The 24869-nt window shown below is 35.4% G+C and carries 20 protein-coding genes, 3 pseudogenes and 1 riboswitch; of the genes and pseudogenes, 18 read left to right on the top strand and 5 right to left on the bottom strand.

Translation table 11 applies throughout. The annotated features are described in order from the left end of the window. The first annotated feature begins 58 nt into the window (after nucleotides 1-58). Nucleotides 59-469 carry an RrF2 family transcriptional regulator gene (locus P5P89_RS11670; RefSeq protein ID WP_110305759.1) on the top strand — a complete coding sequence of 137 codons (411 nt, stop codon included), beginning with the start codon at nucleotides 59-61 and terminating at the stop codon, nucleotides 467-469. A gap of 74 nt (nucleotides 470-543) precedes the next feature. Here P5P89_RS11670 and P5P89_RS11675 read toward each other — a convergent pair whose 3' ends face one another. After that, nucleotides 544-1326, bottom strand: coding sequence for a sulfite exporter TauE/SafE family protein (locus tag P5P89_RS11675; RefSeq protein WP_278008489.1), 783 nt, complete (start codon nucleotides 1324-1326; stop codon nucleotides 544-546). 309 nt (nucleotides 1327-1635) lie between these two features. On the opposite strand from P5P89_RS11675, the gene P5P89_RS11680 reads away from it, so the two are divergent. The 17 genes and pseudogenes from P5P89_RS11680 (at nucleotide 1636) to P5P89_RS11760 (ending at nucleotide 19895) form a co-directional block, all read left to right on the top strand. After that, entirely contained in the window at nucleotides 1636-1851 is a 216-nt protein-coding gene (locus P5P89_RS11680; RefSeq protein WP_278008490.1) for a hypothetical protein, read from the top strand. Further along, complete coding sequence (locus P5P89_RS11685) at nucleotides 1845-2537, top strand: sulfite exporter TauE/SafE family protein (protein ID WP_278008491.1); 693 nt, start codon at nucleotides 1845-1847, stop codon at nucleotides 2535-2537. The genes P5P89_RS11680 and P5P89_RS11685 overlap by 7 nt, the downstream gene beginning before the upstream one ends. A gap of 26 nt (nucleotides 2538-2563) precedes the next feature. After that, nucleotides 2564-3274 (top strand): phosphoadenylyl-sulfate reductase, encoded by a 711-nt coding sequence (locus tag P5P89_RS11690; protein WP_278008492.1) that lies wholly within the window; start codon nucleotides 2564-2566, stop codon nucleotides 3272-3274. Between the two features lie 109 nt (nucleotides 3275-3383). After that, on the top strand, nucleotides 3384-4283 hold the full coding sequence (cysD, locus tag P5P89_RS11695) for a sulfate adenylyltransferase subunit CysD (RefSeq protein ID WP_078227138.1): 900 nt from the start codon (nucleotides 3384-3386) through the stop codon (nucleotides 4281-4283). A gap of 105 nt (nucleotides 4284-4388) precedes the next feature. Further along, on the top strand, nucleotides 4389-5633 hold the full coding sequence (locus tag P5P89_RS11700) for a sulfate adenylyltransferase subunit 1 (protein WP_278008493.1): 1245 nt from the start codon (nucleotides 4389-4391) through the stop codon (nucleotides 5631-5633). A gap of 82 nt (nucleotides 5634-5715) precedes the next feature. Next, nucleotides 5716-7806 (top strand): nitrite/sulfite reductase, encoded by a 2091-nt coding sequence (locus P5P89_RS11705; RefSeq protein ID WP_278008494.1) that lies wholly within the window; start codon nucleotides 5716-5718, stop codon nucleotides 7804-7806. Further along, nucleotides 7799-8572 carry a uroporphyrinogen-III C-methyltransferase gene (gene cobA / locus P5P89_RS11710; RefSeq protein ID WP_278008495.1) on the top strand — a complete coding sequence of 258 codons (774 nt, stop codon included), beginning with the start codon at nucleotides 7799-7801 and terminating at the stop codon, nucleotides 8570-8572. The genes P5P89_RS11705 and cobA overlap by 8 nt, the downstream gene beginning before the upstream one ends. 45 nt (nucleotides 8573-8617) lie before the next feature. After that, entirely contained in the window at nucleotides 8618-9199 is a 582-nt protein-coding gene (locus tag P5P89_RS11715; RefSeq protein WP_278008496.1) for a precorrin-2 dehydrogenase/sirohydrochlorin ferrochelatase family protein, read from the top strand. 97 nt (nucleotides 9200-9296) lie between these two features. Beyond that, the gene (locus P5P89_RS11720; protein WP_278008497.1) at nucleotides 9297-10349 is read left to right on the top strand and encodes an NAD(P)/FAD-dependent oxidoreductase; all 1053 of its coding nucleotides are present in this window, start codon (nucleotides 9297-9299) and stop codon (nucleotides 10347-10349) included. A 230-nt stretch (nucleotides 10350-10579) separates the two neighbouring features. Next, nucleotides 10580-10708 carry a hypothetical protein gene (locus tag P5P89_RS11725; RefSeq protein ID WP_262494090.1) on the top strand — a complete coding sequence of 43 codons (129 nt, stop codon included), beginning with the start codon at nucleotides 10580-10582 and terminating at the stop codon, nucleotides 10706-10708. Between the two features lie 213 nt (nucleotides 10709-10921). Continuing rightward, nucleotides 10922-11035, top strand: a riboswitch (SAM riboswitch). 267 nt (nucleotides 11036-11302) lie between these two features. Continuing rightward, a complete protein-coding gene (locus P5P89_RS11730) occupies nucleotides 11303-12307 on the top strand; it encodes a homocysteine S-methyltransferase family protein (protein WP_278008498.1) in 1005 nt (334 codons plus the stop codon). 21 nt (nucleotides 12308-12328) lie between these two features. Further along, nucleotides 12329-12733: a hypothetical protein gene (locus P5P89_RS11735; RefSeq protein ID WP_278008499.1), complete on the top strand. Its 405-nt coding sequence runs from the start codon at nucleotides 12329-12331 to the stop codon at nucleotides 12731-12733. 278 nt (nucleotides 12734-13011) lie between these two features. Continuing rightward, nucleotides 13012-15687 carry a methionine synthase gene (gene metH / locus P5P89_RS11740; RefSeq protein ID WP_278008500.1) on the top strand — a complete coding sequence of 892 codons (2676 nt, stop codon included), beginning with the start codon at nucleotides 13012-13014 and terminating at the stop codon, nucleotides 15685-15687. Nucleotides 15688-15777: 90 nt separating this feature from the next. Further along, entirely contained in the window at nucleotides 15778-16734 is a 957-nt protein-coding gene (metF, locus tag P5P89_RS11745) for a methylenetetrahydrofolate reductase [NAD(P)H] (protein ID WP_278008501.1), read from the top strand. A 184-nt stretch (nucleotides 16735-16918) separates the two neighbouring features. Beyond that, nucleotides 16919-17572 (top strand): class I SAM-dependent methyltransferase, encoded by a 654-nt coding sequence (locus P5P89_RS11750; RefSeq protein ID WP_278008502.1) that lies wholly within the window; start codon nucleotides 16919-16921, stop codon nucleotides 17570-17572. Between the two features lie 38 nt (nucleotides 17573-17610). Further along, nucleotides 17611-19020 (top strand): annotated as a pseudogene (locus tag P5P89_RS11755) (pyridoxal phosphate-dependent decarboxylase family protein). Nucleotides 19021-19040: 20 nt separating this feature from the next. Next, on the top strand, nucleotides 19041-19895 hold the full coding sequence (locus tag P5P89_RS11760) for an alpha/beta hydrolase (protein ID WP_278008503.1): 855 nt from the start codon (nucleotides 19041-19043) through the stop codon (nucleotides 19893-19895). 120 nt (nucleotides 19896-20015) lie between these two features. Here P5P89_RS11760 and P5P89_RS11770 read toward each other — a convergent pair. The 4 genes and pseudogenes from P5P89_RS11770 to P5P89_RS11785 form a co-directional block, all read right to left on the bottom strand. Further along, a pseudogene (locus P5P89_RS11770) lies at nucleotides 20016-22459 on the bottom strand (TonB-dependent siderophore receptor). Between the two features lie 258 nt (nucleotides 22460-22717). Then, a pseudogene (locus P5P89_RS11775) lies at nucleotides 22718-22843 on the bottom strand (gliding motility-associated ABC transporter ATP-binding subunit GldA); the annotation flags it as partial. Between the two features lie 351 nt (nucleotides 22844-23194). Further along, the gene (locus tag P5P89_RS11780) at nucleotides 23195-23614 is read right to left on the bottom strand and encodes a hypothetical protein (RefSeq protein WP_278008505.1); all 420 of its coding nucleotides are present in this window, start codon (nucleotides 23612-23614) and stop codon (nucleotides 23195-23197) included. Further along, nucleotides 23601-24869: a hypothetical protein gene (locus tag P5P89_RS11785; protein WP_278008506.1), complete on the bottom strand. Its 1269-nt coding sequence runs from the start codon at nucleotides 24867-24869 to the stop codon at nucleotides 23601-23603. Before P5P89_RS11785 ends, P5P89_RS11780 begins: the two co-directional genes overlap by 14 nt.

The raw sequence follows: 24869 nt of genomic DNA on the forward strand, positions 1-24869 counted from the left end.
TTATTTAGCTAAGCGAATAATAAAAAATTAAAAGCAGTTTACAATCTAAATCTTAAAAATGCTTTCAAAGAAAACAAAATACGGAATTAAAGCTTTGACATATTTGGCCAGACGCGAAAATAATGAGCCGGTTCAAATTGCTGAGATAGCCAAAAACGAACATATTTCAATTAAATTCCTGGAAAGTATTTTATTACTGTTGAGAAACTCCGGTTTTTTGGGTGCCAAAAAAGGAAAAGGCGGAGGCTATTATCTGATTAAAGAACCAAAAGATATCAGTATGGCAAAAGTCTATCGTATTCTTGAAGGTCCAATAGCACTGTTGCCTTGTGCAAGCCATAATTTTTATGAAAAGTGCGATGATTGCGATGATGAGACTACTTGTGCTGCAAGACGTCTGATGACTGAAGTTCGTGACAATACACTCAAAATACTAGAAAGCAATTCTTTGGCAGATATTGCATTTTAATTTTACCAGATTAATAATAAAAAATGACCATTTCTAAAAATTTCAGAAATGGTCATTTTTATGTATGTTTTAATCTAAAAAATCAATTTATATCCCGCTAAAAAAAGCATGACTGCAATTGCGTTTCTAAGAAATTGATCCGGAACTTTTCCGCTTAGCATACTTCCGATAAAAATACCCGGAAGAGATCCCAATAACAATTGTCCCAATAATATCAAATCCAGGTTTCCCATTGAGGCATGTCCAACGCCCGCAACTAATGTTAACGGAACAGCATGTGCAATTTCAGTTCCCACTAAACGTGGTGTTGGTAATAAAGGATACAGAAAGAATAATGTAACTGTACCTAATGCGCCGGCTCCAATAGAAGTAAGAGTTACTGTGGCGCCTAATAAAACACCAATTGCGATGGTCAGCATATTTTGAGTGGTGCTTTCGCTGTGAAATTTATCACCGGCATGTTTTTGAGAAAACTTTAATATCCTTTGTTTAAATATAATAGCTACCGATGTAAAAAGTAACGCCCAGCCTAAACTTTTTTTAATAACCTGATTTACAGTTTCAACATCTGTTTTAATATTATTTAGAATCCATAAAGTCAGTAAGGCTGCCGGAACACTTCCTAAGGTTAGCCAGCCTGTAATGGACCAGTTTATATTACTTTTTTTATTGTGCACAAATACCCCCCCCATTTTGGTAAAAGCAGCATAAAGTAAATCCGTACCTACAGCTTTTGTCGGGGGGATACCAAAATATAATAAAATTGGTGTCATTAAAGAGCCACCTCCAACTCCTGTTAGGCCTACTACAAAGCCAACAACTAAACCTGCAATAACTAAACCTATTTGAAAATCCATAAATAAAAGTTTGGCGCAAAAATAGAAACAATTTTATAATTATCCTATGGAAATGGTAGGCTTTAAAAGTGTATCTTTGAAACTTTAAATAATTTTGAGTATATGTGTCTTAAAAACAATGATATATGATTTTAGATTTATTGAATTTATTTATTAACCTATTAAAATATCCTTAAAATTTGATTTTAAGAAGTTTAGAAGTGTAAAAAGTTAAAGAATTGTTTTGATATTTAGAAATAAGTAGTAATTTTGCTTTTCAATCTACTAACCCGATAGGGTAATGGATTTTAGCAAGGAAACCCTGTAATTATGGAGAAAGAATTAAAAATTAATACTGTTGATGTTAAGTTTTTTGCATCGATAAAAGAAAAGTTATGGATAGGGATACCTGTTGTTTTATTAATAGGTTTGCTAAGTACGCTGATTTATAATCATCATGCCGAGTTTTCATGGGAAGGATTTATTGGAGGATTTAATCAGGAGTTTTTAGTTTTTTTGCAATTGGTGTTTTTGCGCAATTGGTAGACGGTACTTTAGGAATGGGTTATGGCGCGACTTCAACTTCATTTTTATTGGCTTACGGTGTTCCGCCTGTAATTAGTAGCACAGGAGTTCACGTAGCAGAAATGTTTACGACAGGAGCATCTGCAATATCGCATCATAAATTTGGAAATATCAATAAAAAACTGGTAAAAAACTTATTGATACCGGGTGTTTTAGGTTCCGTAACAGGAGCATATTTGTTGTCCGATGTTATTGATGGTGATTTTATAAAGCCGTTTATTGCTGTTTATATGATTGTTCTGGCATTGATAATCATTAGAAAAGCCTCAAGAAAAAGTATCGTTAAAAAGAAAACAAAAAAATTAGGAATTCTGGCTACTTTTGGAGGTTTTATGGATTCTGTAGGAGGTGGCGGATGGGGACCAATTGTTACTTCAACTTTATTAGGAAGAGGCAGAAACCCACGTTATACAATTGGTTCTGTAAATGCAGCAGAATTTGCGGTTTCATTTGCAAGCGGAATTACATTTATGCTTTTCGGAGGAATTGCAGGATGGCAAATCATTATAGGATTGATTTTAGGAGGAGTTCTAGCTGCTCCATTAGCTGCTTATTTGGTTAACAAAATCAAAAGAAAACCAATGATGATTGCAGTAGGAGTATTAATTATTTTGTTGAGTTTAAAAACATTATCTAAATTATTGTAAATTTTTTTTAGGAAGGAAAGAGAATTATGAGTGCGACAATTATACAATCACTGTTAGATAAAACGAAAGATTTTTCAATTGAAGAGACTTTTACTTTTCTGGCTGCAGAATATCCGGGAAAAGTAATTTTCTCTACATCTTTTGGTCAGGAAGATCAGGTAATTACGGATTTCATTGCAAAAAGTAACACAGATATTACGGTGTTTACTTTAGACACAGGAAGATTGTTTCAGGAAACTTATGATGTTTTCCATAAGACATTAAAAAAATATAAAAAACATATTGAGGTTTATTTTCCGGAAGCGACAGCGGTTGAAAATTTGCTTCAGACAAAAGGCCCGAATAGCTTTTACGATTCGGTTGAAAACAGAAAAGAATGCTGTTTTATCCGAAAAGTGGTTCCGTTGCGAAAAGCTTTGGCAGGAAATGCAGTCTGGATTACGGGTTTAAGAGCAGAGCAATCAGAAAACAGAAACGATTTGCAACTTTTTGAATATGACGGAGGCTTTGACATTATCAAATTCAACCCGTTATTAAGATGGACTTTGCAGGAAGTTGAAGATTATTTACAGAAAAACAATGTCCCTCAAAACGCATTACATAAAAAAGGCTTTGTAAGTATCGGTTGCGCACCTTGTACGAGAGCTATTTTTCCGGGAGAAGATATCAGGGCTGGAAGATGGTATTGGGAATCAAGTCACAAAGAATGTGGTTTGCACGGTATTAAGAAAGAGTAGAGAAGCAAGAAGAGAGAGAATAAAATAAAAGTGGAAAGTATTAGATCTGGTTAAGAAACTTGAAACCTAAAACTTGAAACAGTATAAAATATCAAATAAAATATCAAAAATGAGTTCAGTATTAAAAACAAATGCTTTAGAAAGTGAAGCGATATACATCTTTAGAGAAGTTGTTTCTCAGTTTGACAAACCGGTTTTACTTTTCTCAGGCGGAAAAGATTCTATTACATTAGTACGTTTGGCGCAAAAAGCATTTTTCCCTGCTAAAATTCCGTTTCCTCTATTGCACGTTGATACAGGACACAATTTCCCTGAAACCATTGCTTTCAGAGATAAATTGGTTGAAGAATTAGGCTTAGAATTAATCGTTCGTAATGTTCAGGATGCTATCGATGAAGGAAAAGTAGTGGAAGAAACAGGTAAATATTCCAGTAGAAACAGCTTACAAACAACTACGCTTTTAGATGCAATCGAAGAATTTAAGTTTGATGCTTGTATTGGTGGAGCGCGTCGTGATGAAGAAAAAGCAAGAGCAAAAGAACGTATTTTCTCTGTTCGTGATGATTTTGGACAATGGGACGAAAAAAATCAAAGACCTGAGTTATTTGATATTTTGAATGGTAAAATCGAAAATGGACAAAACGTTCGTGTTTTTCCAATTTCAAACTGGACGGAATTAGATGTTTGGAGTTATATTGAAAAAGAACACATCGAAATTCCATCAATCTATTTTTCACATAAAAGAAAAGTGTTTTTAAGAGACGGTTTAATCTGGTCACATTCTCCTTTTGTTTATCAGGAAGAAGACGAGCAAATCGAAGAAAGAATCGTTCGTTTTAGAACCGTTGGAGATATGAGTTGTACAGCAGCTGTTGAATCTTATGCAGCAACTATTGCAGAAGTAGTAGGTGAAATCAGAGAATCTACCATTTCTGAAAGAGGAGCCAGAATCGATGACAAACGCTCTGAAGCAGCAATGGAGAAAAGAAAACAACAAGGATATTTTTAATTGTAAATTAATAATTGTCAATTATAAATTAAAAGAATCAAAAACATACAGATTTAAGTTTTCAGAAGAAACCTGAAACTCGAAACCTGAAACAAAAATATTAGAATGGACGTTTTAAAAATAGCAACAGCAGGAAGTGTAGATGATGGAAAAAGTACTTTGATCGGAAGATTATTGTACGATACAAAATCATTGACTACAGATAAAATCGAAGCAATCGAAAAAAGCAGTAAACAAAAAGGATACGATTACCTGGATTTTTCTTTGGCAACTGACGGATTAGTAGCAGAAAGAGAGCAGGGGATTACGATTGACGTAGCACATATTTACTTTTCGACTGCAAAGAAAAGTTACATCATTGCCGATACTCCGGGACACGTAGAATATACGAGAAACATGGTTACAGGAGCTTCAACTTCTCAGGTTTCTATTATTTTGATCGATGCGAGAAAAGGGGTAATTGAGCAAACGTATCGTCACTTTTTTATCAACAATTTATTGAGAGTAAAAGAGGTAATTGTAGCAATTAACAAAATGGATTTAGTTGATTATTCAGAAGAAGTTTTCAATAAAATCAAAGCCGATTTTCAGGCATTGAACGCAAAAAGTACTTTCAAAGAACAAAACGTAAGTTATATTCCGTTAAGTGCTTTGACAGGAGATAACGTGGTGGATAAATTAGACGGAATGCCTTGGTATCAGGGGCAAACTATTCTAGAGCATTTAGAAGGATTACATTCTTCAGATGTTTTTGAAAGCGGAAAAGCACGTTTTCCGGTTCAGACGGTTATTCGTCCTAAAACAGAAGAATACCATGATTTTAGAGGGTATGCCGGAAAATTATACGGAAACTCAATTAAAGTTGGGGATGCCGTTACGGTTTTGCCTTCTTTAACAGAATCAAAAGTGACAAACATTCACTTTTTCGATAAACAATTTGATGAGGCTGTTGCAGGTTCTTCAATTACAATTGAATTAGAAAATGATATCAATGTAACGAGAGGTGATATGATCGTAAAATCATCTGAACTTCCAAAAATTGAAAAAGATATTGAAACCACCATTTGCTGGATGGACAGTAAAAAATTGGTTCCGGGAACTAAATATTTTGTACAGCACAATACAAACAGGGTTTTAGCCAAAATTGAGAGTGTTAAAAATACTATTGCGACTGATTATTCAGGAACAACTCCCGCTTCACAATTAGCAATTAATGAAATAGGAGAAGTAAATATCAAACTAAGCAAGCCTTTGTATTTTGATTCTTATAATGAAAATAAATCAAACGGAGCTTTTATTTTAATTGATGCCGTAACCAATACAACAGCAGGAGTAGGGTTTATTCAATAAACAGTTGATAGTTGATGGTTTTTAGTTGATAGTTTCAACAATAACCAACAACCAAAAACGAACAACCAACAACTAAAGAGAAATGGAAAGTTTTAGAACAGAAATAGAAAATCCGGTAGTTCAGAAAGAGATTATCGATTTAGAAAAAAAGATTCATTTATTCCGTGGAGGAAAAATTGATGATGAGCGTTTTCGCAGTCTTCGTTTAGCGCGAGGAATATACGGACAGCGTCAGGAAGGCGTTCAGATGATTCGTATCAAATTGCCTTATGGTAAAGTGACCAGCGAGCAATTGAGAAGAATTACCGAAGTATCAGACAAATATTCTACAGGACGTTTGCATATTACAACACGTCAGGATATTCAGATTCACTACGTAAGTCTGGACAGAACACCTGAACTTTGGTCAGAATTGGCAAAAGACGATATTACATTACGTGAAGCTTGTGGAAACACGGTTAGAAATATTACAGGAAGTGAGTTAGCAGGTGTAGATGTCAACGAGCCGTTTGATGTGACTCCTTATGCACACGGAATGTTTCAATACTTATTAAGAAATCCAATCTGTCAGGAAATGGGGCGTAAATTCAAAATTTCGTTCTCATCTTCTGATGAAGATACTGCATTGAGCTACTTACACGATTTAGGATTTATTCCTAAAATCAAAGACGGAAAAAAAGGATTCAAAGTAGTTTTTGGAGGAGGTTTAGGATCTCAGCCAGCGCATGCAGAATTGCTTTCAGAGTTTATTCCGGTTAACCAAATCATCCCGACAGCAGAAGGAATCATCCGTATTTTTGACAGATACGGTGAACGTGCAAAAAGAATGAAAGCCCGTATGAAATTCTTAATCAAAGAAATTGGAAAAGATGTGTTCCTTGATTTGGTTGAAAAAGAGAAAAAAGCAATCGCTTTTGAAACATACGAAATTGACACCACTGCTTTTGAAGGATCAATTCAGGAGCCTCTTTTAGAGGTGCCACAAGTAACAATTGATGATGCAGCAGCCTATGAAGCATGGAAAGCATCCAATGTAATTGCTCAGAAGCAAGCAGGTTATTACGCAATCGGAATTAAAGTTTTATTAGGTGATTTTTATACTGATAAAGCGAGATTATTAGCTGATTTAATTAAGAATTACGGAGCAAATGAATTGCGTTTTTCATTGCGTCAAAACATTGTAATCCGTCATATAAAAGAAGAAAATTTACCTTTCTTTTACCAGGAGTTAGCCAAATTAGATATGGTAGCTTTAGGTTACAATACTATCGGTGATATCACTGCGTGTCCTGGTACCGACACTTGTAATTTGGGGATTGCAAGCAGTACCGGAATTGCGGAAGAATTAGAAAAAGTAATCAAAGCAGAATATCCACAATATAGCAACAACAGCGAAATTGAAATCAAAATCAGTGGTTGTATGAATGCCTGTGGACAGCATAATATGTCTGCAATCGGATTTCAGGGAATGTCTATCAACTCAGGAAAATTAGTAGCTCCGGCTTTACAGGTTTTATTAGGTGGAGGACGTTTAGGAAACGGAGAAGGACGTTTCGCTGATAAAGTAATCAAAATTCCAAGCCGTAGAGGACCAGATGCATTAAGAACTATTTTAAATGATTTTGATGCCAATGGAAAAGGAGATAAATTCCTTAATTATTATGATGCTAAAGGAGAGAAATATTTCTATGAAATTTTAAAACCTTTTGCAGACGTAACCAATTTAACTGAAGCTGATTTTATTGATTGGGGTAATGCAGACAATTATGTAAAAGCGGTTGGAGTTGGAGAATGTGCCGGAGTTGTAATTGATTTGGTGGCTACTTTATTATTAGAAGCTAAAGACAAATTAACATTTGCACAGGAATCTTTTGACGAAGGAAAATGGGCAGATGCAATTTACCATGGCTATTCTGCATTTGTAAATGGCGCAAAAGCATTGTTGCTTTCTGAAAATGAAAAAACAAACAATCACGCTGGAATCGTTGATTTATTTGATACTGTTTTTGTTGAAAGCACTAAAATTGTATTGCCAACAGCATTCAAAGAACTGGTTTATCAAATCAATAAAAATGAACCAACTGAAGCATTCGCAAAACAATATATTGAAGAAGGAATTGCATTTTTTGCAATTATAGAAAAATACAGAGCACAGGAATTAGCCAATGCATAATACTATAAAACCAAAAGTAACTTTAGTCGGTGCAGGTCCCGGCGATCCGGAATTGCTTACACTGAAAGGTGTTAAGGCACTGGCTGAAGCGAATGTGGTTTTGTACGACGCTTTAGCAAATGATGAAATTTTAAGTCATGCTCCTAAAAATGCCATTAGAATTTTTGTTGGAAAAAAAATAGGAAACCATGCTTACACGCAAGATCAGATTAATCAGTTGATTGTGGATAATGCGCTGACGTATGGAAATGTAGTTCGGTTAAAAGGTGGGGATTCGTTTATTTTTGGAAGAGGAAGCGAGGAAATAGAATACGCAGAAAGTTTCCGAATTGAGACGGTTATAGTTCCTGGAATTTCATCTGTATTAGCTGTTCCGGCAAGTCAGGGAATATCCATTACAAAAAGAGGTGTTTCAGAAAGCTTTTGGGCAATTACAGGAACAACTTCCGACAGGAAATTATCAGCTGATGTTGCTTTGGCAGCACAGTCTTCTGCAACAGTTGTAATCGTGATGGGAATGCATAAACTGCCTCAGATTATCGATTTGTTTCAAAAAGAGAACAAAGGGAATCTGCCAGTTGCCATCATTCAAAGCGGAACAACAAAGGAGGAGAAAACAGGTGTTGGAACAGTTGATTCAATTTTAGAAATTGTAAAGGAAAAAGAATTATGTTCTCCGGCAATTATCGTTTTAGGAGAAGTTGTGCGCGAAAGCAATAAATTAAAAGCGTTTTATGAAGAGTTTCTTTCAAAAGAAATTATTTAATAGAATAGAAATCATCTAATTTGGCTGGATCAAAATAAATTAAAAATGGAACAAAACGAATTATATCCAATATTTTTAAAGCTTCACAATCTGAATGTGCTGATTGTGGGTGGAGGAAATGTTGGCTTAGAAAAGCTTTCTTTTTTACTGAAATCAAGTCCGAATGCCAACGTTGAAGTAGTTGCACCCGACTTTCATCTGGAAATAAAAGTTTTAGCCGAAAATCATCCTTCAGTTAAATTGACGGAAGCGAAGTTCAAAAAGAAAATGCTCAAGAAGCGCCACATGGTTATTGCATGTACGGATGATCTAGAAGTAAATAAACGCGTGTACGATTTAGCCAGAAAGCGTTATCTGATCTGTAATATTGCAGATACGCCAAATTTGTGTGATTATTATCTGGGCGGAATCGTAACTAAAGGAAATGTAAAAATTGCCATTTCGACTAACGGAAAATCACCAACAACAGCCAAAAGGCTCAGGGAGTTTTTTGAAGAAGTGATTCCGGAGGACATCAATTACATGGTTGAAAACCTCAATGAATACAGAAAAACACTGAAAGGCGACTTTGAAGATAAAGTAAAGAAGATGAATGAAATAACAGCTTCTTTGAAAAATAAAGAGTAAAAAAGTTTCACAAAGAAATGAATGATAAAAATCATTGAAATTAGAATAAATTATTCGTTCCTTTGTATTATTAAGAATGATTATAAACAACACCATAATGATTAAAACAGATATACTTATAATTGGAGCAGGACCAACAGGTTTATTTGCCGTTTTCGAGGCAGGATTATTAAAATTGAAATGCCATATTTTAGATGCTTTGCCTCAGCCTGGAGGACAGCTTTCAGAGTTGTATCCAAAAAAGCCTATTTATGATATTCCTGGTTTTCCGGAAGTTTTGGCTGGTGATTTAGTAGATGGTTTAATGGAGCAGATTAAGCAGTTTGAACCAGGTTTCACTTTAGGTGAGCGTGCAGAAACTATCGAAAAACAAGAAGACGGAAGTTTTATTGTAACGTCAAGTAAAGGAAAAAAATTCCACGCACCGGTTATTGCAATTGCAGGAGGTTTGGGAAGTTTTGAACCAAGAAAACCTCTTATTGAAGATATCGAGTTTTATGAAGATAAAGGAGTTAAATACTTCATCAAAAATCCTGAAAAATTCAGAGATAAAAGAGTGGTTATTGCAGGAGGCGGAGATTCAGCTTTAGACTGGAGTATCTTCTTAGCCAACGTAGCATCAGAAGTAACTTTGATTCACCGTAGAAACGAATTTAGAGGAGCTTTAGATTCTGTAGAAAAAGTACAGGAATTAAAATCAGCAGGAAAAATCAAATTGATCACACCAGCTGAGGTAATCGGAATTAACGGTGCTGAGCACGTAGAATCTTTGGATATTGAGGAAAACGGAGCACACCGTAAAATCGAAACCGATTATTTCATTCCACTTTTTGGATTGACTCCAAAATTAGGTCCAATTGCTGACTGGGGATTAGAAATCGAAAAAAATGCAATCAAGGTAAACAATGCATTAGATTACCAGACCAACATTCCTGGAATCTTCGCTATTGGAGACGTTAATACATACCCTGGAAAATTAAAATTAATCCTTTGTGGGTTCCATGAAGCGACTTTAATGTGTCAGGCAGCATACCAAATCATCAATCCGGGTAAAAAATATGTATTGAAATATACAACAGTATCTGGAGTAGACGGTTTCGACGGAACCCGTAAAGAAGCGCCAAAAGCAGTTGTAAAAGCAATAGTTTAATCAATGATGCTGAAGTTCTAATGGGAACTGTGAGGCTAAGGTTTTAATATCAAAAGCTCAAACTTTTTTAGTTTGGGCTTTTTTATTGATGTTAATTTAAACTTAGTATGTAAGAAGTGGGGTAAATTTGCAGTATTAATTTTTTTCAAAAAGAGAAATTTTGATTTTAGCATTTTGAATTACCAATATAAAATACTAACTTTAAGAAAGTATTAAACAAATTATCTATTATGAACAATGACGAACAACTACTAGAAGAAAATTCCAAAGTCGGCAGTGAAATGAAAATGACAGATAATGAATTAACAGATCATCAGGAAGTCATGGATACATTTCTAAAATGGGACAGAAGTTTTTAAACAAATCACATTTTGATTTATTAATAAGCCGGTCTTTAGGCTTATTAGAGAGGAATTTGGAATAAAAAAAGCTCAAACTGTAGTAGTTCGAGCTTTTTTTATTCCGGAAAATTTAAGCTTAGAATCTCAGAACTTTAGCATTTTAGAATCTTAAAAAAAACTTGCAAGTAGAAAGGCTATTTTGTACCTTTGCGCCGTTCCTAATTTTATTGAAAGTTATCACGAAAGGCGGAGGGAAAGACCCAATGAAACCTTAGCAACCCTTTGCCATAAAGAAGGTGCTAAATTCTACTTAATACAACAAAATGTATTCAAGATAGATAACGCAAAATACACTACGTATTTCTCAAAAACTTTTCCTGACAACTTACAATATTCTGAAACACATTCAGTATTTCGAGCGAATCATTGGCGCATTTTTGCAGTCAAAGTTCCCGCTGTATGCTATATCTTTTATTCTGAACCCCAGAATAAAAGGATATCGCACCCATCGGGGCTAATGAGCCGGCAATACTGAACTTTTGGAATTAATAATGAATTAAAAACTTAGCATCTTAAGTCTTAGAATCTTAGCAGCTAAAAGATAAAAAAAATATGTCGATTACAATTCAGGAAGCAATCAAAAAAAATATCTTAATCCTTGACGGAGCAATGGGAACCATGTTACAGCGCTACAACTTCTCAGAAGAAGACTTTCGTGGCGAGCGTTTCAAAGATTTTCCGCATCCGTTAAAAGGAAACAACGATTTATTATCCCTGACTCAGCCACAGGCCATTCGCGACGTTCACGCAGCGTATTACGAAGCAGGGGCAGATATTGTAGAAACCAATACGTTCTCGGGAACTACAATTGGTATGGCCGATTATTTCATGGAAGATCTGGTTTACGAACTCAACTATGAATCGGCTAAACTGGCGAGAGAAGTTGCGGATGAATTCACAGCAAAAAATCCGGAAAAACCACGTTTTGTAGCAGGTTCAATCGGACCGACAAACAGAACGGCAAGTATGTCGCCAGACGTAAACGATCCAGGCTACAGAGCCGTAACGTTTGACGATTTGAGAATCGCTTACAAACAGCAGGTAGAAGCATTGTTAGATGGTGGCTGCGATATCCTTTTAGTCGAAACAATTTTCGATACGTTAAATGCAAAAGCTGCACTTTTTGCAATTGAAGAAGTAAAAGACGAACGCAATATCGATGTGCCAATTATGGTTTCAGGAACGATTACAGATGCCTCGGGAAGAACGCTTTCAGGGCAGACAGTTGAAGCGTTTTTGATTTCAGTTTCACATATTCCGTTATTGAGTGTAGGATTTAATTGCGCTCTTGGAGCCGATTTGTTGAAACCATATTTAAAAACATTAGCGCATAATACAAGTTTTAATGTTTCGGCACATCCAAATGCAGGATTGCCAAACGCATTCGGACAATATGATGAAACGCCAGAACAAACACAAGCATTCATTAAAGAATATTTAGAGGATAATTTGATTAATATAATCGGTGGATGTTGCGGAACAACTCCAGATCATATTCGATTAATGGCTGAGGTTGCGAAAGATTATAAGCCAAGAGTGGCGCCTGTTTTTGAATAAAGAATAATGAAATGGAAAAATATGAAATTCATTTTATATAAAGTTGGGCTTTCGAATTATGAAGAATTAACGAAAGCTTTTAACAATTTTGAGTTTTCTGATAAATCATATTATTGTGAAGGGAAAATAAAAAAACAAACTTCGGGATCATGTAAATATGGTGAGGTAAAAATTATTATCGAAGTGAATAAGGATTCTTATGATTTAAAAACATTTAGTTGGGAAGTTTCAGATGATGAAATTCCGATTGAATATTTAGACGTAATTGTTACAACATTAAAAACTATTTCTAAAGATCAAGATCATTCATTAAAATTTAGAATCGTTGGAGGATCTTATCATGTAGTTGATTCAAGTTACTTTAGTTTTGAAATAGCAACTTTTAGAGCAATTTCGAATTTAGTAGGTTTAGATACATTATATTGATTGAGAGTTTATTTCGTTAATAAGAAAATTGAAAATTCGGAAAAACGTAAATATTCTTATGAAACCGAGTTTGCGTGAGGGATAGAAGTGAAAAGCCCGCAGACCAATGCAGTGAAACGGAATTGGTCGAGGACTTGTAACGGATAGCCCGGCCCTTGGGACACGCCCAAAATAATAAGCATAAATACCTACAAGGTTTTGAAAACCTTGCAGGAAAAATAAAGAATAAAAAAACTCAGAACCTTAGAATCTCAGGATCTTAGTAACTTAAAAAAAAAATGGCAGAAAAAAGAAGAGACCTTGTATTAGCAGGATTAGAACCGTTGATTATTACGCCGGAAAGTGTTTTTGTAAACATCGGAGAGCGTACAAATGTAACAGGTTCAAGAAAATTCCTTCGCTTAATCAAGGAAGAGAAATATGACGAGGCGCTTGATATTGCAAGGCAGCAGGTAGAAGGAGGAGCACAGATCATCGATATTAATATGGATGAAGGAATGCTTGACGGGGTTACTGCAATGACTAAATTTTTGAATTTAATTGCTGCAGAACCAGATATTTCGAGAGTGCCAATTATGATCGACAGTTCGAAATGGGAAATTATCGAAGCTGGTCTGAAAGTGGTTCAGGGAAAAAGCGTTGTAAACTCGATTTCGTTAAAAGAAGGAGAAGAAGCTTTTATTCACCACGCTAAATTAATCAAACGTTACGGAGCAGCTGCTATTGTTATGGCTTTTGACGAAGTGGGTCAGGCCGATAATTACGATCGTCGAGTGGAAATCTGCCAGCGTTCTTATGATATTTTGGTGAACAAAGTAGGATTCCCTCCTCAGGATATTATTTTCGATTTAAATATTTTCCCAGTTGCAACGGGAATGGAAGAGCATAGATTGAACGCATTGGATTTCTTTAGGGGAACAAAATGGGTTCGCGAGAATCTTCCGCACGCACATATTAGTGGTGGAGTGAGTAACGTTTCGTTCTCTTTTAGAGGGAATGATGTTGTTCGTGAAGCGATGCACTCGGTGTTTTTGTATCACGCAATTAAAGAAGGAATGACGATGGGAATCGTGAATCCAGAGATGCTTACGATTTACGATGATATTCCGAAAGATTTATTAGAACACGTTGAAGACGTAATTTTAGATAGACGTGACGATGCTACTGAAAGACTTCTGGACTTTGCAGAAAATGTAAAAGGCGAAGTAAAAAGTGATGAAAAAGCCATTCAGGAATGGCGCTTAGGATCTGTTCAGGATCGTATTACGCATTCGTTGGTAAAAGGAATCGATGCTTTTATTGAAGAAGATGTTGAGGAAGCGCGTTTGGCAGCAACAAAACCAATTGAAGTTATCGAGATTAACTTAATGGCCGGAATGAATGTCGTTGGAGATTTATTCGGAAGTGGGAAAATGTTCTTGCCTCAGGTAGTTAAATCGGCTCGTGTAATGAAAAAAGCGGTTGCTTATTTATTGCCTTTTATCGAAGCCAGTAAACAAGCCGGCGACAAACAAGGAAACGGAAAAATCCTGATGGCGACTGTAAAAGGCGACGTTCACGATATTGGAAAAAACATCGTTTCGGTTGTTTTGGCTTGTAACAATTATGAGATTGTAGATTTGGGCGTAATGGTTCCTCCCGAAAAAATCATTGCAGCGGCAATCGAACACGAGGTAGACATTATCGGACTAAGTGGACTAATTACGCCTTCGCTTGACGAAATGGTGTATCTGGCCAAAGAATTAGATAAACAAAACATTAAAATTCCGATTATGATTGGCGGGGCAACGACATCGCGTGCGCATACAGCCGTGAAAATTGCACCGCAATACAGAGAAACGGTTATTCACGTAAACGATGCGTCGAGAGCCGTTACTGTTGCAGGAAACCTGTTGGATCATAACCGAAAAATATATGCAGCAGATATCCGTGCAGAATATGATGCTTTTAGAGAAACATTCTTAAATCGTTCCCGAGATAAAAACTTCCTGACGATTGAAGAAGCCCGTAAAAATAAATTACAATTGGATTGGAGCGAATATACTCCGACCAAACCTAAAAAAATAGGCGCACAAATTGTTGAAGTTGAATTAGACGTTTTGGTTCCATACATCGACTGGACGCCATTCTTTCAAACTTGGGAGTTGCACGGAAAATATCCTGCAATTCTAACGGATGAAGTTGTGGGAGAACAGGCAACTTCTGTCTTTGCAGATGCTCAGGCAATGCTGAAAGTCATTTTAGAAGAGAAAAAACTGAAAGCTAAAGGTATTTACGGAATTTTTCCTTGCAATCAGGTTGACGATGATGATATCGAATTGCGCGATGAAAACGGAAAAATATTAGAGAAGTTTTTGACTTTGAGAGTACAATCTCAAAAAACAAAAGGAGCACCAAATATTGCTCTGGCTGATTTTATTTTGCCAAAAGAAAGTGGAATAGATGATTATATGGGGGCATTTTGCGTTACAACTGGTTTTGGAGTTGACGAATGGGCTGACGAATACGAGAAAAACCTTGATGATTATAATTCAATTATGGTAAAAGCGCTTGCCGATCGTTTTGCTGAGGCTTTCGCCGAATATCTTCACGAGAGAGTGCGTAAAGATTTCTGGGGCTATGATTCAGAAGAAGCTTTAACCAACGAAGAATTGATTAAAGAAAGTTACAAAGGAATCCGTCCTGCTCCGGGTTATCCAGCTTGTCCGGATCACTTGGAGAAACCAACGATTTGGAAACTTTTAGATGTTGAAAAACAGATAAAAGTGAAGTTGACAGAAAGTATGGCGATGTGGCCAGCTTCTTCGGTTTCAGGATATTATTTCGGAAATCCAAAAAGTAAATATTTCGGACTCGGAAAAATAAAAGAAGATCAGGTAACAGATTACGCCAAACGCCGAAATGTACCGTTGGATTACGCAATGAAATGGCTGAATCCTAATATAGCAGATTAACAAAAGTTATTTTGGTTTCAGGTTTCAGGTTTCAAGTTCTCTACAGCAACTTGAAACTTGAAACCTAAAACTTGAAACAAAAAATAAAAAATGAAAGTAACAGAACATATAGAAAACGCCAAAGGAAAAACATTATTCTCATTTGAAATTATTCCGCCTCAAAAGGGGAAAAGTATTCAGGAATTATACGATAATATTGATCCGTTGATGGAGTTTAATCCGCCATTTATTGATGTAACGACTTCCCGCGAAGAGTACATTTATATCGATAAAGGTAACGGACTTTTAGATAAAAAACTAACACGTATGCGTCCGGGAACGCTTGGAATTTGCGCTTCTATAAAACATAAATACAATGTTGATACTGTGCCACACTTACTTTGCGGTGGATTTACACAGGAAGAAACGGAGTATATGTTAGTAGATTGTCACTATTTGGGAATCAATAATGTAATGGCACTTCGCGGAGATGCTATGAAACACGAACAGTCTTTCGTTCCTAAAGATGGCGGTAATCATTATGCTGTTGATCTGGTTAGACAAATAAATGATTTAAACTGCGGTAAATATCTTCATGAAGTGATGGACATCGACAACAGAGCCGATTTTTGTATTGGCGTTGCCGGTTATCCGGAGAAACATTTAGAGTCGCCTTCTTTGCAGTCTGATTTGCGAAGATTAAAAGAAAAAGTAGATGCGGGGGCCGATTATGTGGTAACGCAAATGTTTTTCGACAATGCTAAATATTTTGCTTTCGTAGATAAAGCAAGGGAGATGGGTATTACAGTGCCAATTATTCCAGGAATTAAGCCAATTGCAGTTCAAAAACACATGCAGATTCTGCCACAAATTTTCCGAATCGATTTACCGGAAGATTTGATTCACGAAGTAGATAAATGCAAAAACAACGCTGAAATCAAACAAGTTGGAGTCGAGTGGGCAATTCAGCAGTCAAAAGAATTAAAAGAAGCCGGAGTTCCGTTTTTACATTATTATTCAATGGGTAAATCTGAAAATATCCGTCAGATTGCCAGTCAGGTTTTTTAATTTCAATCATTAGAGATTAAGTAAATACAGTTACTTTTCCTGGTAAAGAATAAAAATTTTCAGGAGCTATTTCCAGCTGTTCCTTCCAATCTTTTGTGCCGAACCCCGGCACAAAAGGATTTTCCCTCCCATCTGGGCTAGGGCATTTGACATTTTAATTTCAATTTGTAATAATTAAAAAATTATGGAAAAAGAAGAACTACAGGCAATAGCATCCCAATTAAAACATCCAACAGGAGAAAAAGGAATTGAGACGGCAAACATGATGCATGAAGTGAATAGCAATATGATCCGCCATTCTATTCAAAATTTAAATATTTCAAATGGAAATATAATTTTGGAACTGGGACATGGAAATGCAGGCTATTTAGATTTTATATTCGAAAAAGCAGACAGCCTTAAATATTACGGACTGGAGATGTCCGAATTAATGTTTCATGAAGCCCGAAAAAAGAACCGAAATTTTGTATCTCGAAAACAAGTTTTTTTTTCGCTGTACGATGGCAATGTTATTCCGTTTGAAAAGGAATATTTCGATAAAATATTCACTGTAAATACTATTTATTTCTGGCAGGATCCAGAAAAGTTTCTTTTAGAAATTTACAGGATTCTAAAAACTAAAGGAACTCTTTGTATCACTTTTGCAGAAGAAACTTTCATGAAGAAGCTGCCTTTTACACAATTCGAATTTGAACTTTATACCAGTGAGAAAGTCGAAAATCTTGTCAGTAAAACACATTTCAAAATCGTACACAAGGAAACACTCACAGAAAGTGTAAAAACCAGAACAGGCGAGGAAATAAAAAGAGATTATACAACTTTTGTTCTCGAAAAATAATACGCATTTTAGAGAATAATCTTTAAACAGCAACCGTAATGAATATAGTTCTTCAAAGCGACTTAGATAATTTTTATGCCATACTCGATCAAACTAGGAAACAGGCAATTGATTTTCTCGACAATCTGGATAGTATTCCAACTTCTAACAAAAAATCAATTGATCACAGCAGAGAATTAAACGAATTAGGGTTGGGCTCGCTTGCTGCTTTAGAAGAATTTAATGAAAGATTAGCGCCATTAATGGTTGCTTCTTCCGGACCAAGATATTGGGGTTTTGTAACCGGCGGTTCGACACCTGCATCAATTGTTGGTGACTGGCTGACTTCAATTTACGATCAAAACACACAAGCTGTAAAAGCACAGGGAGGTGTATCGGCATTAATAGAATTTGAAACGATTAATCTGCTTTTGCAATTATTAGGGTTGCCAAAATCATTTTTAGGAGGATTTGTAACCGGTGCAACGATGTCAAATTTTACTTGCTTAGGGGTTGCAAGACAATGGTTTGGAAAACAATTCGGGAAGGATTTTGCTAAAAACGGAATTTCAGAAACCATAAATATTTTTTCCGCTACACCTCATTCTTCTTCCATAAAAGCATTATCAATGTTAGGAATTGGAAGCCAGAATTACACCCCAATTCAAACCATTGAAGGAAATCGGGAAGCAATTGATATCGCTGATTTAGAACAAAATATTAAAAATTTAAACGGAAAACCCTTTATTCTCATTTCAAGTGCCGGAACAGTTAATACGGCTGATTATGATGATTTTGAAGCTATTTCAAAACTAAAAGAAAAATATGATTTCTGATGGCATATTGATGCTGCTTTTGGAGGTTTTGCAGCTGTTTCAGACAAATACAAATATTTTGTAAAAGGCTGGGAAGGCGCAGACAGTATTACGATTGATTGCCATAAATGGCTGAATGTGCCCTATGAAAGCGCATTTTATTTGATAAAAGAGCAGCACACAGCCTTGCAAATTGAAACTTTTCAGAATTCAAATGCACCCTACTTAGGAAATCCATTAGAAAATTTTAATTACTTTAATGTAGTACCTGAAAACTCAAGACGTTTAAGAGCTTTACCGGTCTGGTTTTCATTATTGGCATACGGTAAAGAAGGTTTCAGGGATATAGTTGAAAATAACATTGCATTGGCTCTGCATTTTGGAAATGCTCTTATTGAGGAAGGATATTTTGAACTTTTGGCTCCAATTCGTCTCAATAACGTTTGTTTTACGTTAAAAGGAGATCATAATCAGGAAAAAGTAACTCAGTTTTTGACAAATCTCAATGATAGCGGAAAAGTTTTTATGACACCAACTGTTTATCAAAACAGAAAAGGAATCAGGGCATCATTTGTAAACTGGAGAACAACTGAAAAAGATATTCGAATTGTTATAAAGGAAATGAAAGAAACATTAAATGCTTTATATTTATAAATCACTTTAAATAAATTGGAATGAAATCAAAAATTAAATATTTCCTTAATTTATATGTTTTGATTATCTGCAATCTGGTTTTTTCACAGCAGGAGGGACTTAAAATTTCACTTTGGGAAAAGGGGGCTCCAGGTTTTGAAAATCTTAAAAATGAGCCGGAACAGGCTCAGGACTGGTGGGTTAGAAACATCCATAATCCATCCATAACTGCCTATTTTCCTGAGAAGCCAAATGGATTGGCAGTGTTAATATGTCCCGGAGGCGGGCATGAAAACCTGGTTTTTAATTCGGAAGGAAAAGATGCTGCTGCATTTTTAAACAGTATAGGAATTACAGCTTTTGTCCTGAAATACCGTTTAGCCAGAACAAAAGATTCTCCATACAAATTAGAAACTCACATTAAGCAGGACGCCGAAAGAGCGATGAGACTCATAAGAAGCAAGGCAGCTGAATATAAAATTGATGTCAACCGAATTGGTGCGATGGGATTTTCTGCTGGCGGGGAAGTGGTTGCCCTGATTGCTTATAATTCTAAGAATAGTGTAAAAAACGCTTCAGATGCAATTGATAAGTTGGATGCACAACCCAATTTCCAAATATTAGTGTATCCCGGGCCGTTGTTTATTCCGAAAGAAATTAAGGCTGATGCGCCGCCCGCTTTTTTAGTGGCGGCAAATGACGATTCCTGCTGTTCAGGGCCAATAGTTGAATTACTTAATGGATACCGAAAAGCAAATGTTCCGGTAGAAATGCATTTGTACTCTAAAGGCGGACACGCTTTTAATATGGGGAAAAGAGCTAAAACAAATTCGCTGAAAACCTGGTCACAGCGACTAGCAGACTGGTTTGAGGATAATAATTATTTTTTGAAATAAGGATTTTGAATTTGATTTGGAAGTTACAGTCCAATCATCATCAGTTATACAATAAAAACAATTAGCCCTGATTAACTCCGGGCTAATTTTGTAAATACGTTTTGGTTGGGATATTAAAATTTAAAATGAATACCCAAGTGTCAAGAGCCAATTTGATGGTGCTCCGGGAAACAATCGAATATAGTCATACCCGCCAACCCAATAGGTTTTATTAGTTATATTATTGGCATTCAACTGAATTTTAAACTTATTGATACTATAATACAAAGCAGCATTAAATAAGGTATAGCCTGGAATTGTTTGTGTTATGGTCTGACTTAAATTTCGGGTTGTTACAAAGTTAGATCCCATTGCGATTCCAAAATCTTTAAGTGCACCATCTGTAAAATTGTAACGCGTCCAGATATTGCCCTGTTGAAGGGGGTGTTAGGCTTTTGCCTTCCAACTTCTGTAGTTACCGGACTTTCTGTTATATAAGCTTCATTGTAAGAATAGGCCGCTGAAATACTCCAGTTTCTTGTTATACTTCCGTTTACATCAATCTCAATACCTTTAGATTCTTCTTCTCCAATAGCCCGCATTAAATCCGGATTTGTGGTATCATTCGCCGGATATAATGTGTTTTTCTGCTGAATTTTAAATAAGGCTACAGTTACAAAAAGTCTTTCCCTGAACCACGAAGATTTTCCTCCAAATTCAACCATATTACTTTCTAACGGGTCAAAAGGACCTCCTGCATTTGGATTTGATAATGAGGAAGCCAATTGGGGATTATATCCTTTTACATAAGTCCCATAAAGATTAATGTTTGGATTAAGCGTATAGGTTAAACCAAAACGCGGTAAAAAAGAATGCTGCTTTACTTTTTTCTCCGTATCTTTTTTATAATTCTCTTTATCTGTATACTCATCATAACGAATTCCAATTAATGCCTGAAAATCCCCAAATTTTACGTGATCCTGAAAATATACCCCATACAAAGAGTAATAGGTAGGATCATAGGCGCGAACGGTATAAAAATATTTGCTCATATCTTTTAATTGCTGAGATCCTGATGGATTTGTCAAGTCAAAATGCGCTACGTTTGGTACTGGATTTCCTTTAGAATCTAATAAATAAGCACTCTTTTTATTAGGATCATATGCTGCGATAAATCCTGTGTTGGCAGCATTTCGGTATCCGGATGCCTGTAATTGAGAACCACCCGGAGGAACATTTTCCTGTGCATAATCGTAACCGGCAATAAGGTTGTGATCGAAAATTCCGGTTTTAGCCTGATACTTTAAAAAAGCAGAAAGGTTATCGATATAACGTTTACGCTTACGTTGAAAAACCTGCATTTCAATTGCCGTTGAAATTGTGCTTCCATCACCAGCAGAAGCATATTTATTAGCACCACGGTGTTCAAGCAGATCTTCGTTATAACCTGTGCGTATGTATGAAGCTGAAAAAGATAAACGATCCGTAAATTGGTGATTTAATGAAGTTGTTACGATGTAAGTTTCTTCGTTTAAATAATCATTTGTAGAATTTAAAGAGTTGGAAATCTTTGTCGAGTATAAATTATCTTCATAGGTAGACTGACCACGATCCAGAATGCTTTTTGATGAGGTATAAATCAAATCAAAATTGACGCTTGTTTTATCATTCGGTAGAAAAGACAAAGATGGAGCCAGCACGATATTTTTATCAAATTGTAAATCTCTAAAGGAATTGGCGTTTTCATAACCCAGATTCAAGCGGTATAAAAGAGATTTGTCCTCAGTAAGCGGACCAGTAAAATCGGCCAGAGCTCTCAATGTATTAAAACTGCCTGTAGAAAAACTAACGCTGTTGGCCGCCTGATCTAAAGGTTTTTTGGTAACACGATTTAAAACTCCACCAGGGGAAGCATTTCCAAATAAAGCCGAAGATGGGCCTTTTAAAACTTCAACACGTTCTAAATAATTGGCAAGCGGCTGTTTCCAAAACCCTGTAGAAGTTCGCATTCCGTTTAATAATTGCGTATTACTTCCTCCATTGATACGAAATCCTCTAATCGAGATATCATCATAAAAAGTAAACTGGCTTACCCCGCTGAAGTTTTTTACAACTTCGCCTACGCGAATAGCACCCTGATCTGCGATTAACTCTTTTGTGGCATAAGAAACTGCCTGAGGTAAATCTTTTAAGGCAATTTCTGTTTTGGCTCCAATAAAAGATTTTGTGTTTTTATAGGACTTCTCTTTTCGTCCTGTAATTTCTACTGCCTGGAGCGTATTGATGTTTTTTTGTAAAATTATAGAAACTTCTGCATTTTCATTTTCATGCAGCTCGATTGTTTTTTCGAAAGCAGAAAATCCCATTGCAGAAAAAGAAACAGTATAAAATCCGGGTACAAGATTCGAAATTTCGAAATTTCCGTTATCATCAGAAACGGTATTTTTTTTTAAGCTTTTAATGGAAATAGAAGCATACGAAACAGCTTCATCATTTTCGGAAATTATCTTTCCTGTAATTTTTGCATTTTGTGCCTGCCCCATATTGAAAAAGGCTAACAATACTACTAAATAAGTAAACTTCATGGCGGTTATTTAAATTTTAGACCGCAAAAATAAAATAATTTAGACTAAATAAAAATAAAAAAACCATGTTTTTGTAAACAAAAATCTACTTACATAGATGCATATCTGTATTTCTTTTAAGTTATAATGGTTTTAATAAAATATGTTTTTGGATTGGCTATATAATAAACATTTAAGGCTTATCTCAAATCATTGATGAAATAAAAAAACTCGTTTTTAATTTAAAACGAGTTTTTTTATTTATCTGAAAACAGGAACTTATTTGGTAATCTCCCTAAACACAGCTTCCAGGTTTTTATTTTTCTGATTAAGCTGTAATGTTTTTAATCCGTTATCGTGTGCAAAATCAAAAACAGCCGGTCGCATGACTTTTTCGGCTAAAAAACGTTAATTCCCAGCTTCGCAAAGTCTCCTGACTTTGCATTTTTTTCAAATGTTCTAAAAGCAGATAAATTTATAAAAAGTCTCCCGACTTTTACCGTGAAAGCCTTAGGAAATCAACAACCTTTAAATAATACCAATTTGATTTATATTTTAGTCAAAAATATTCTGGTATAAAAGACAGAAGTGCCCTTGTTTAAAGACACTCCTATTTTTAGTTAACTGCGTTGCAAATGCCACGTTTTTTATTAATTTATGTAGGTTCTCCATCTGAGCTACCTGTGATTACTCCCCACAACCAGAAGATACAATAAGTATCTACCTGTTAGCAATTGCTAACAGGATTATTACAATTTACTTTTCTCCTACGACCTTAAGTAGTCTTGTCCAACATTGTTGTTTTTTATCACTAGGTAAAAAATAAGACAACATAATTACAGTATTATCAATATGTTCTATTTTATATTCTAAATTATCCCACACTAAAGTTGAGTCATTTTTTAGATACCATTTTTTAGGACCAATTATAATATCATCGTATTGCCCCTCGTGTAGAATATAACCTTTTTTAAAATTAAAATTATATCTATGTGAGTATCCGTTTTTTTCAAATTTGAAATTAATTTCGCCACAACCAACATTATATTGTTGGGTATTACTCCATTGCCAATAATGATCTTTAGGTGTTATAAAAATCGCCTCTATTTTATTTTTTTTAGTACACGAAATTAATAGAGTTAAAAATACTAAATATAATAATTTATTCTTTCTCATAGGTATATTTTACAGATTGTGGTAAATAGCCATTCATTTCAAAACTCAAAGATAAATTTCCAAGGCTATATTGTCCAAATTCAGGTGCTATAATTTTGATTTTGCCTTGGTGTTCTAAATTGAATTCATTAATTTTTGAAATAACTATATTATGGTCATAATTTAGATTTTCTCTTTTCTTTTGCTGATCTATATTTAACAAATAGTTACAAAATGAATAAACAACACTACTTTGATAATCAACATTTGAATCTTTAAAAGAGTCATCTTTCATTTGTTTTAAATATACATTTGCATGAGTTTCATAGGTGTCTTCCACCTTATTTATATTATCAATCACATGTAGTATTTCGTGTTTTAAAGTGCTTTTAAAACTATTTACATTATCCAGATCTTTGCTAAAACCACCGTTTGAGTTTAAATAAATATGAGTTCCGGGTGGTGAATGCGTGTAGGCAGGAATTTCTGATGCTAGCTTTGTGTATTTGGCACTGGTAATTTTAATGTCTTTGTTTGCCCCATCTAATTTTCTTGCTAAGTATACAGCAAATTTGGAAAGGTTAAACCTGTCTTTGTCGTCTTGTGGATTTAATTTTGAAGGCGATTTGTATGTGCCGTCCCTTGCTAATATTGTAACATTACCATCCGAATCTATCTTTCCGTATGGTTTATTTTCATATGTTAATAGATCTACACCTGAAGGTGAATTTATTTCTATAGTATTATCATAAGGATTATATGAGTTCAAATCTACTTTTGATGTAGTCCAGTCCTCAGGGTAAGGACCTGTAATATAAGGTGTAGGAACAAAATTCCATCTTATTATATTACCAGAACTATCAATCGAATAATAATAATTGTCGTTACTAGCTACATCATTATTACCTTGATTGTCTCCTGTCGATGATCCACCCGATGTGCCCCCGCCCCAGCCAGAAAATGATCCACCTGAACCGTTATTCGTATTACTTCCGGATGAGCCTGTTCCTGTTGAGTCTGAGCCCTCGTAATAAATCACTTCATCACGATCCAGAATACCATCTCCATTTATGTCTGCATAAATTCTGCCATCTGAATCCTGAGCCCAAAGTCTGCCATTTTCATCCTCCCAGGTTTCTCCAGAGCCATTGTAATACCCATTTTCACCTAGCCCAGAATTATGATCCTGATCCCCACCAGTAATCTGCGCAAAACTACTTTGTCCTATTAATAAGCATAAGAACGTAAATGCTAAAATATAATATTTCTTTCTCAT

The organism is Flavobacterium gyeonganense, from assembly GCF_029625295.1.
Lineage (GTDB): Bacteria > Bacteroidota > Bacteroidia > Flavobacteriales > Flavobacteriaceae > Flavobacterium > Flavobacterium gyeonganense.

What these genes read in the sequence shown, in the direction of transcription:
- P5P89_RS11670 (WP_110305759.1), top strand. Translation starts at nt 59, where the DNA reads ATGCTTTCAAAGAAAACAAAATACGGAATTAAAGCTTTGACATATTTG.
- P5P89_RS11675 (WP_278008489.1), bottom strand. Translation starts at nt 1,326, where the DNA reads ATGGATTTTCAAATAGGTTTAGTTATTGCAGGTTTAGTTGTTGGCTTT.
- P5P89_RS11680 (WP_278008490.1), top strand. Translation starts at nt 1,636, where the DNA reads ATGGAGAAAGAATTAAAAATTAATACTGTTGATGTTAAGTTTTTTGCA.
- P5P89_RS11690 (WP_278008492.1), top strand. Translation starts at nt 2,564, where the DNA reads ATGAGTGCGACAATTATACAATCACTGTTAGATAAAACGAAAGATTTT.
- cysD (WP_078227138.1), top strand. Translation starts at nt 3,384, where the DNA reads ATGAGTTCAGTATTAAAAACAAATGCTTTAGAAAGTGAAGCGATATAC.
- P5P89_RS11700 (WP_278008493.1), top strand. Translation starts at nt 4,389, where the DNA reads ATGGACGTTTTAAAAATAGCAACAGCAGGAAGTGTAGATGATGGAAAA.
- P5P89_RS11705 (WP_278008494.1), top strand. Translation starts at nt 5,716, where the DNA reads ATGGAAAGTTTTAGAACAGAAATAGAAAATCCGGTAGTTCAGAAAGAG.
- cobA (WP_278008495.1), top strand. Translation starts at nt 7,799, where the DNA reads ATGCATAATACTATAAAACCAAAAGTAACTTTAGTCGGTGCAGGTCCC.
- P5P89_RS11715 (WP_278008496.1), top strand. Translation starts at nt 8,618, where the DNA reads ATGGAACAAAACGAATTATATCCAATATTTTTAAAGCTTCACAATCTG.
- P5P89_RS11720 (WP_278008497.1), top strand. Translation starts at nt 9,297, where the DNA reads ATGATTAAAACAGATATACTTATAATTGGAGCAGGACCAACAGGTTTA.
- P5P89_RS11725 (WP_262494090.1), top strand. Translation starts at nt 10,580, where the DNA reads ATGAACAATGACGAACAACTACTAGAAGAAAATTCCAAAGTCGGCAGT.
- P5P89_RS11730 (WP_278008498.1), top strand. Translation starts at nt 11,303, where the DNA reads ATGTCGATTACAATTCAGGAAGCAATCAAAAAAAATATCTTAATCCTT.
- P5P89_RS11735 (WP_278008499.1), top strand. Translation starts at nt 12,329, where the DNA reads ATGAAATTCATTTTATATAAAGTTGGGCTTTCGAATTATGAAGAATTA.
- metH (WP_278008500.1), top strand. Translation starts at nt 13,012, where the DNA reads ATGGCAGAAAAAAGAAGAGACCTTGTATTAGCAGGATTAGAACCGTTG.
- metF (WP_278008501.1), top strand. Translation starts at nt 15,778, where the DNA reads ATGAAAGTAACAGAACATATAGAAAACGCCAAAGGAAAAACATTATTC.
- P5P89_RS11750 (WP_278008502.1), top strand. Translation starts at nt 16,919, where the DNA reads ATGGAAAAAGAAGAACTACAGGCAATAGCATCCCAATTAAAACATCCA.
- P5P89_RS11760 (WP_278008503.1), top strand. Translation starts at nt 19,041, where the DNA reads ATGAAATCAAAAATTAAATATTTCCTTAATTTATATGTTTTGATTATC.
- P5P89_RS11780 (WP_278008505.1), bottom strand. Translation starts at nt 23,614, where the DNA reads ATGAGAAAGAATAAATTATTATATTTAGTATTTTTAACTCTATTAATT.
- P5P89_RS11785 (WP_278008506.1), bottom strand. Translation starts at nt 24,869, where the DNA reads ATGAGAAAGAAATATTATATTTTAGCATTTACGTTCTTATGCTTATTA.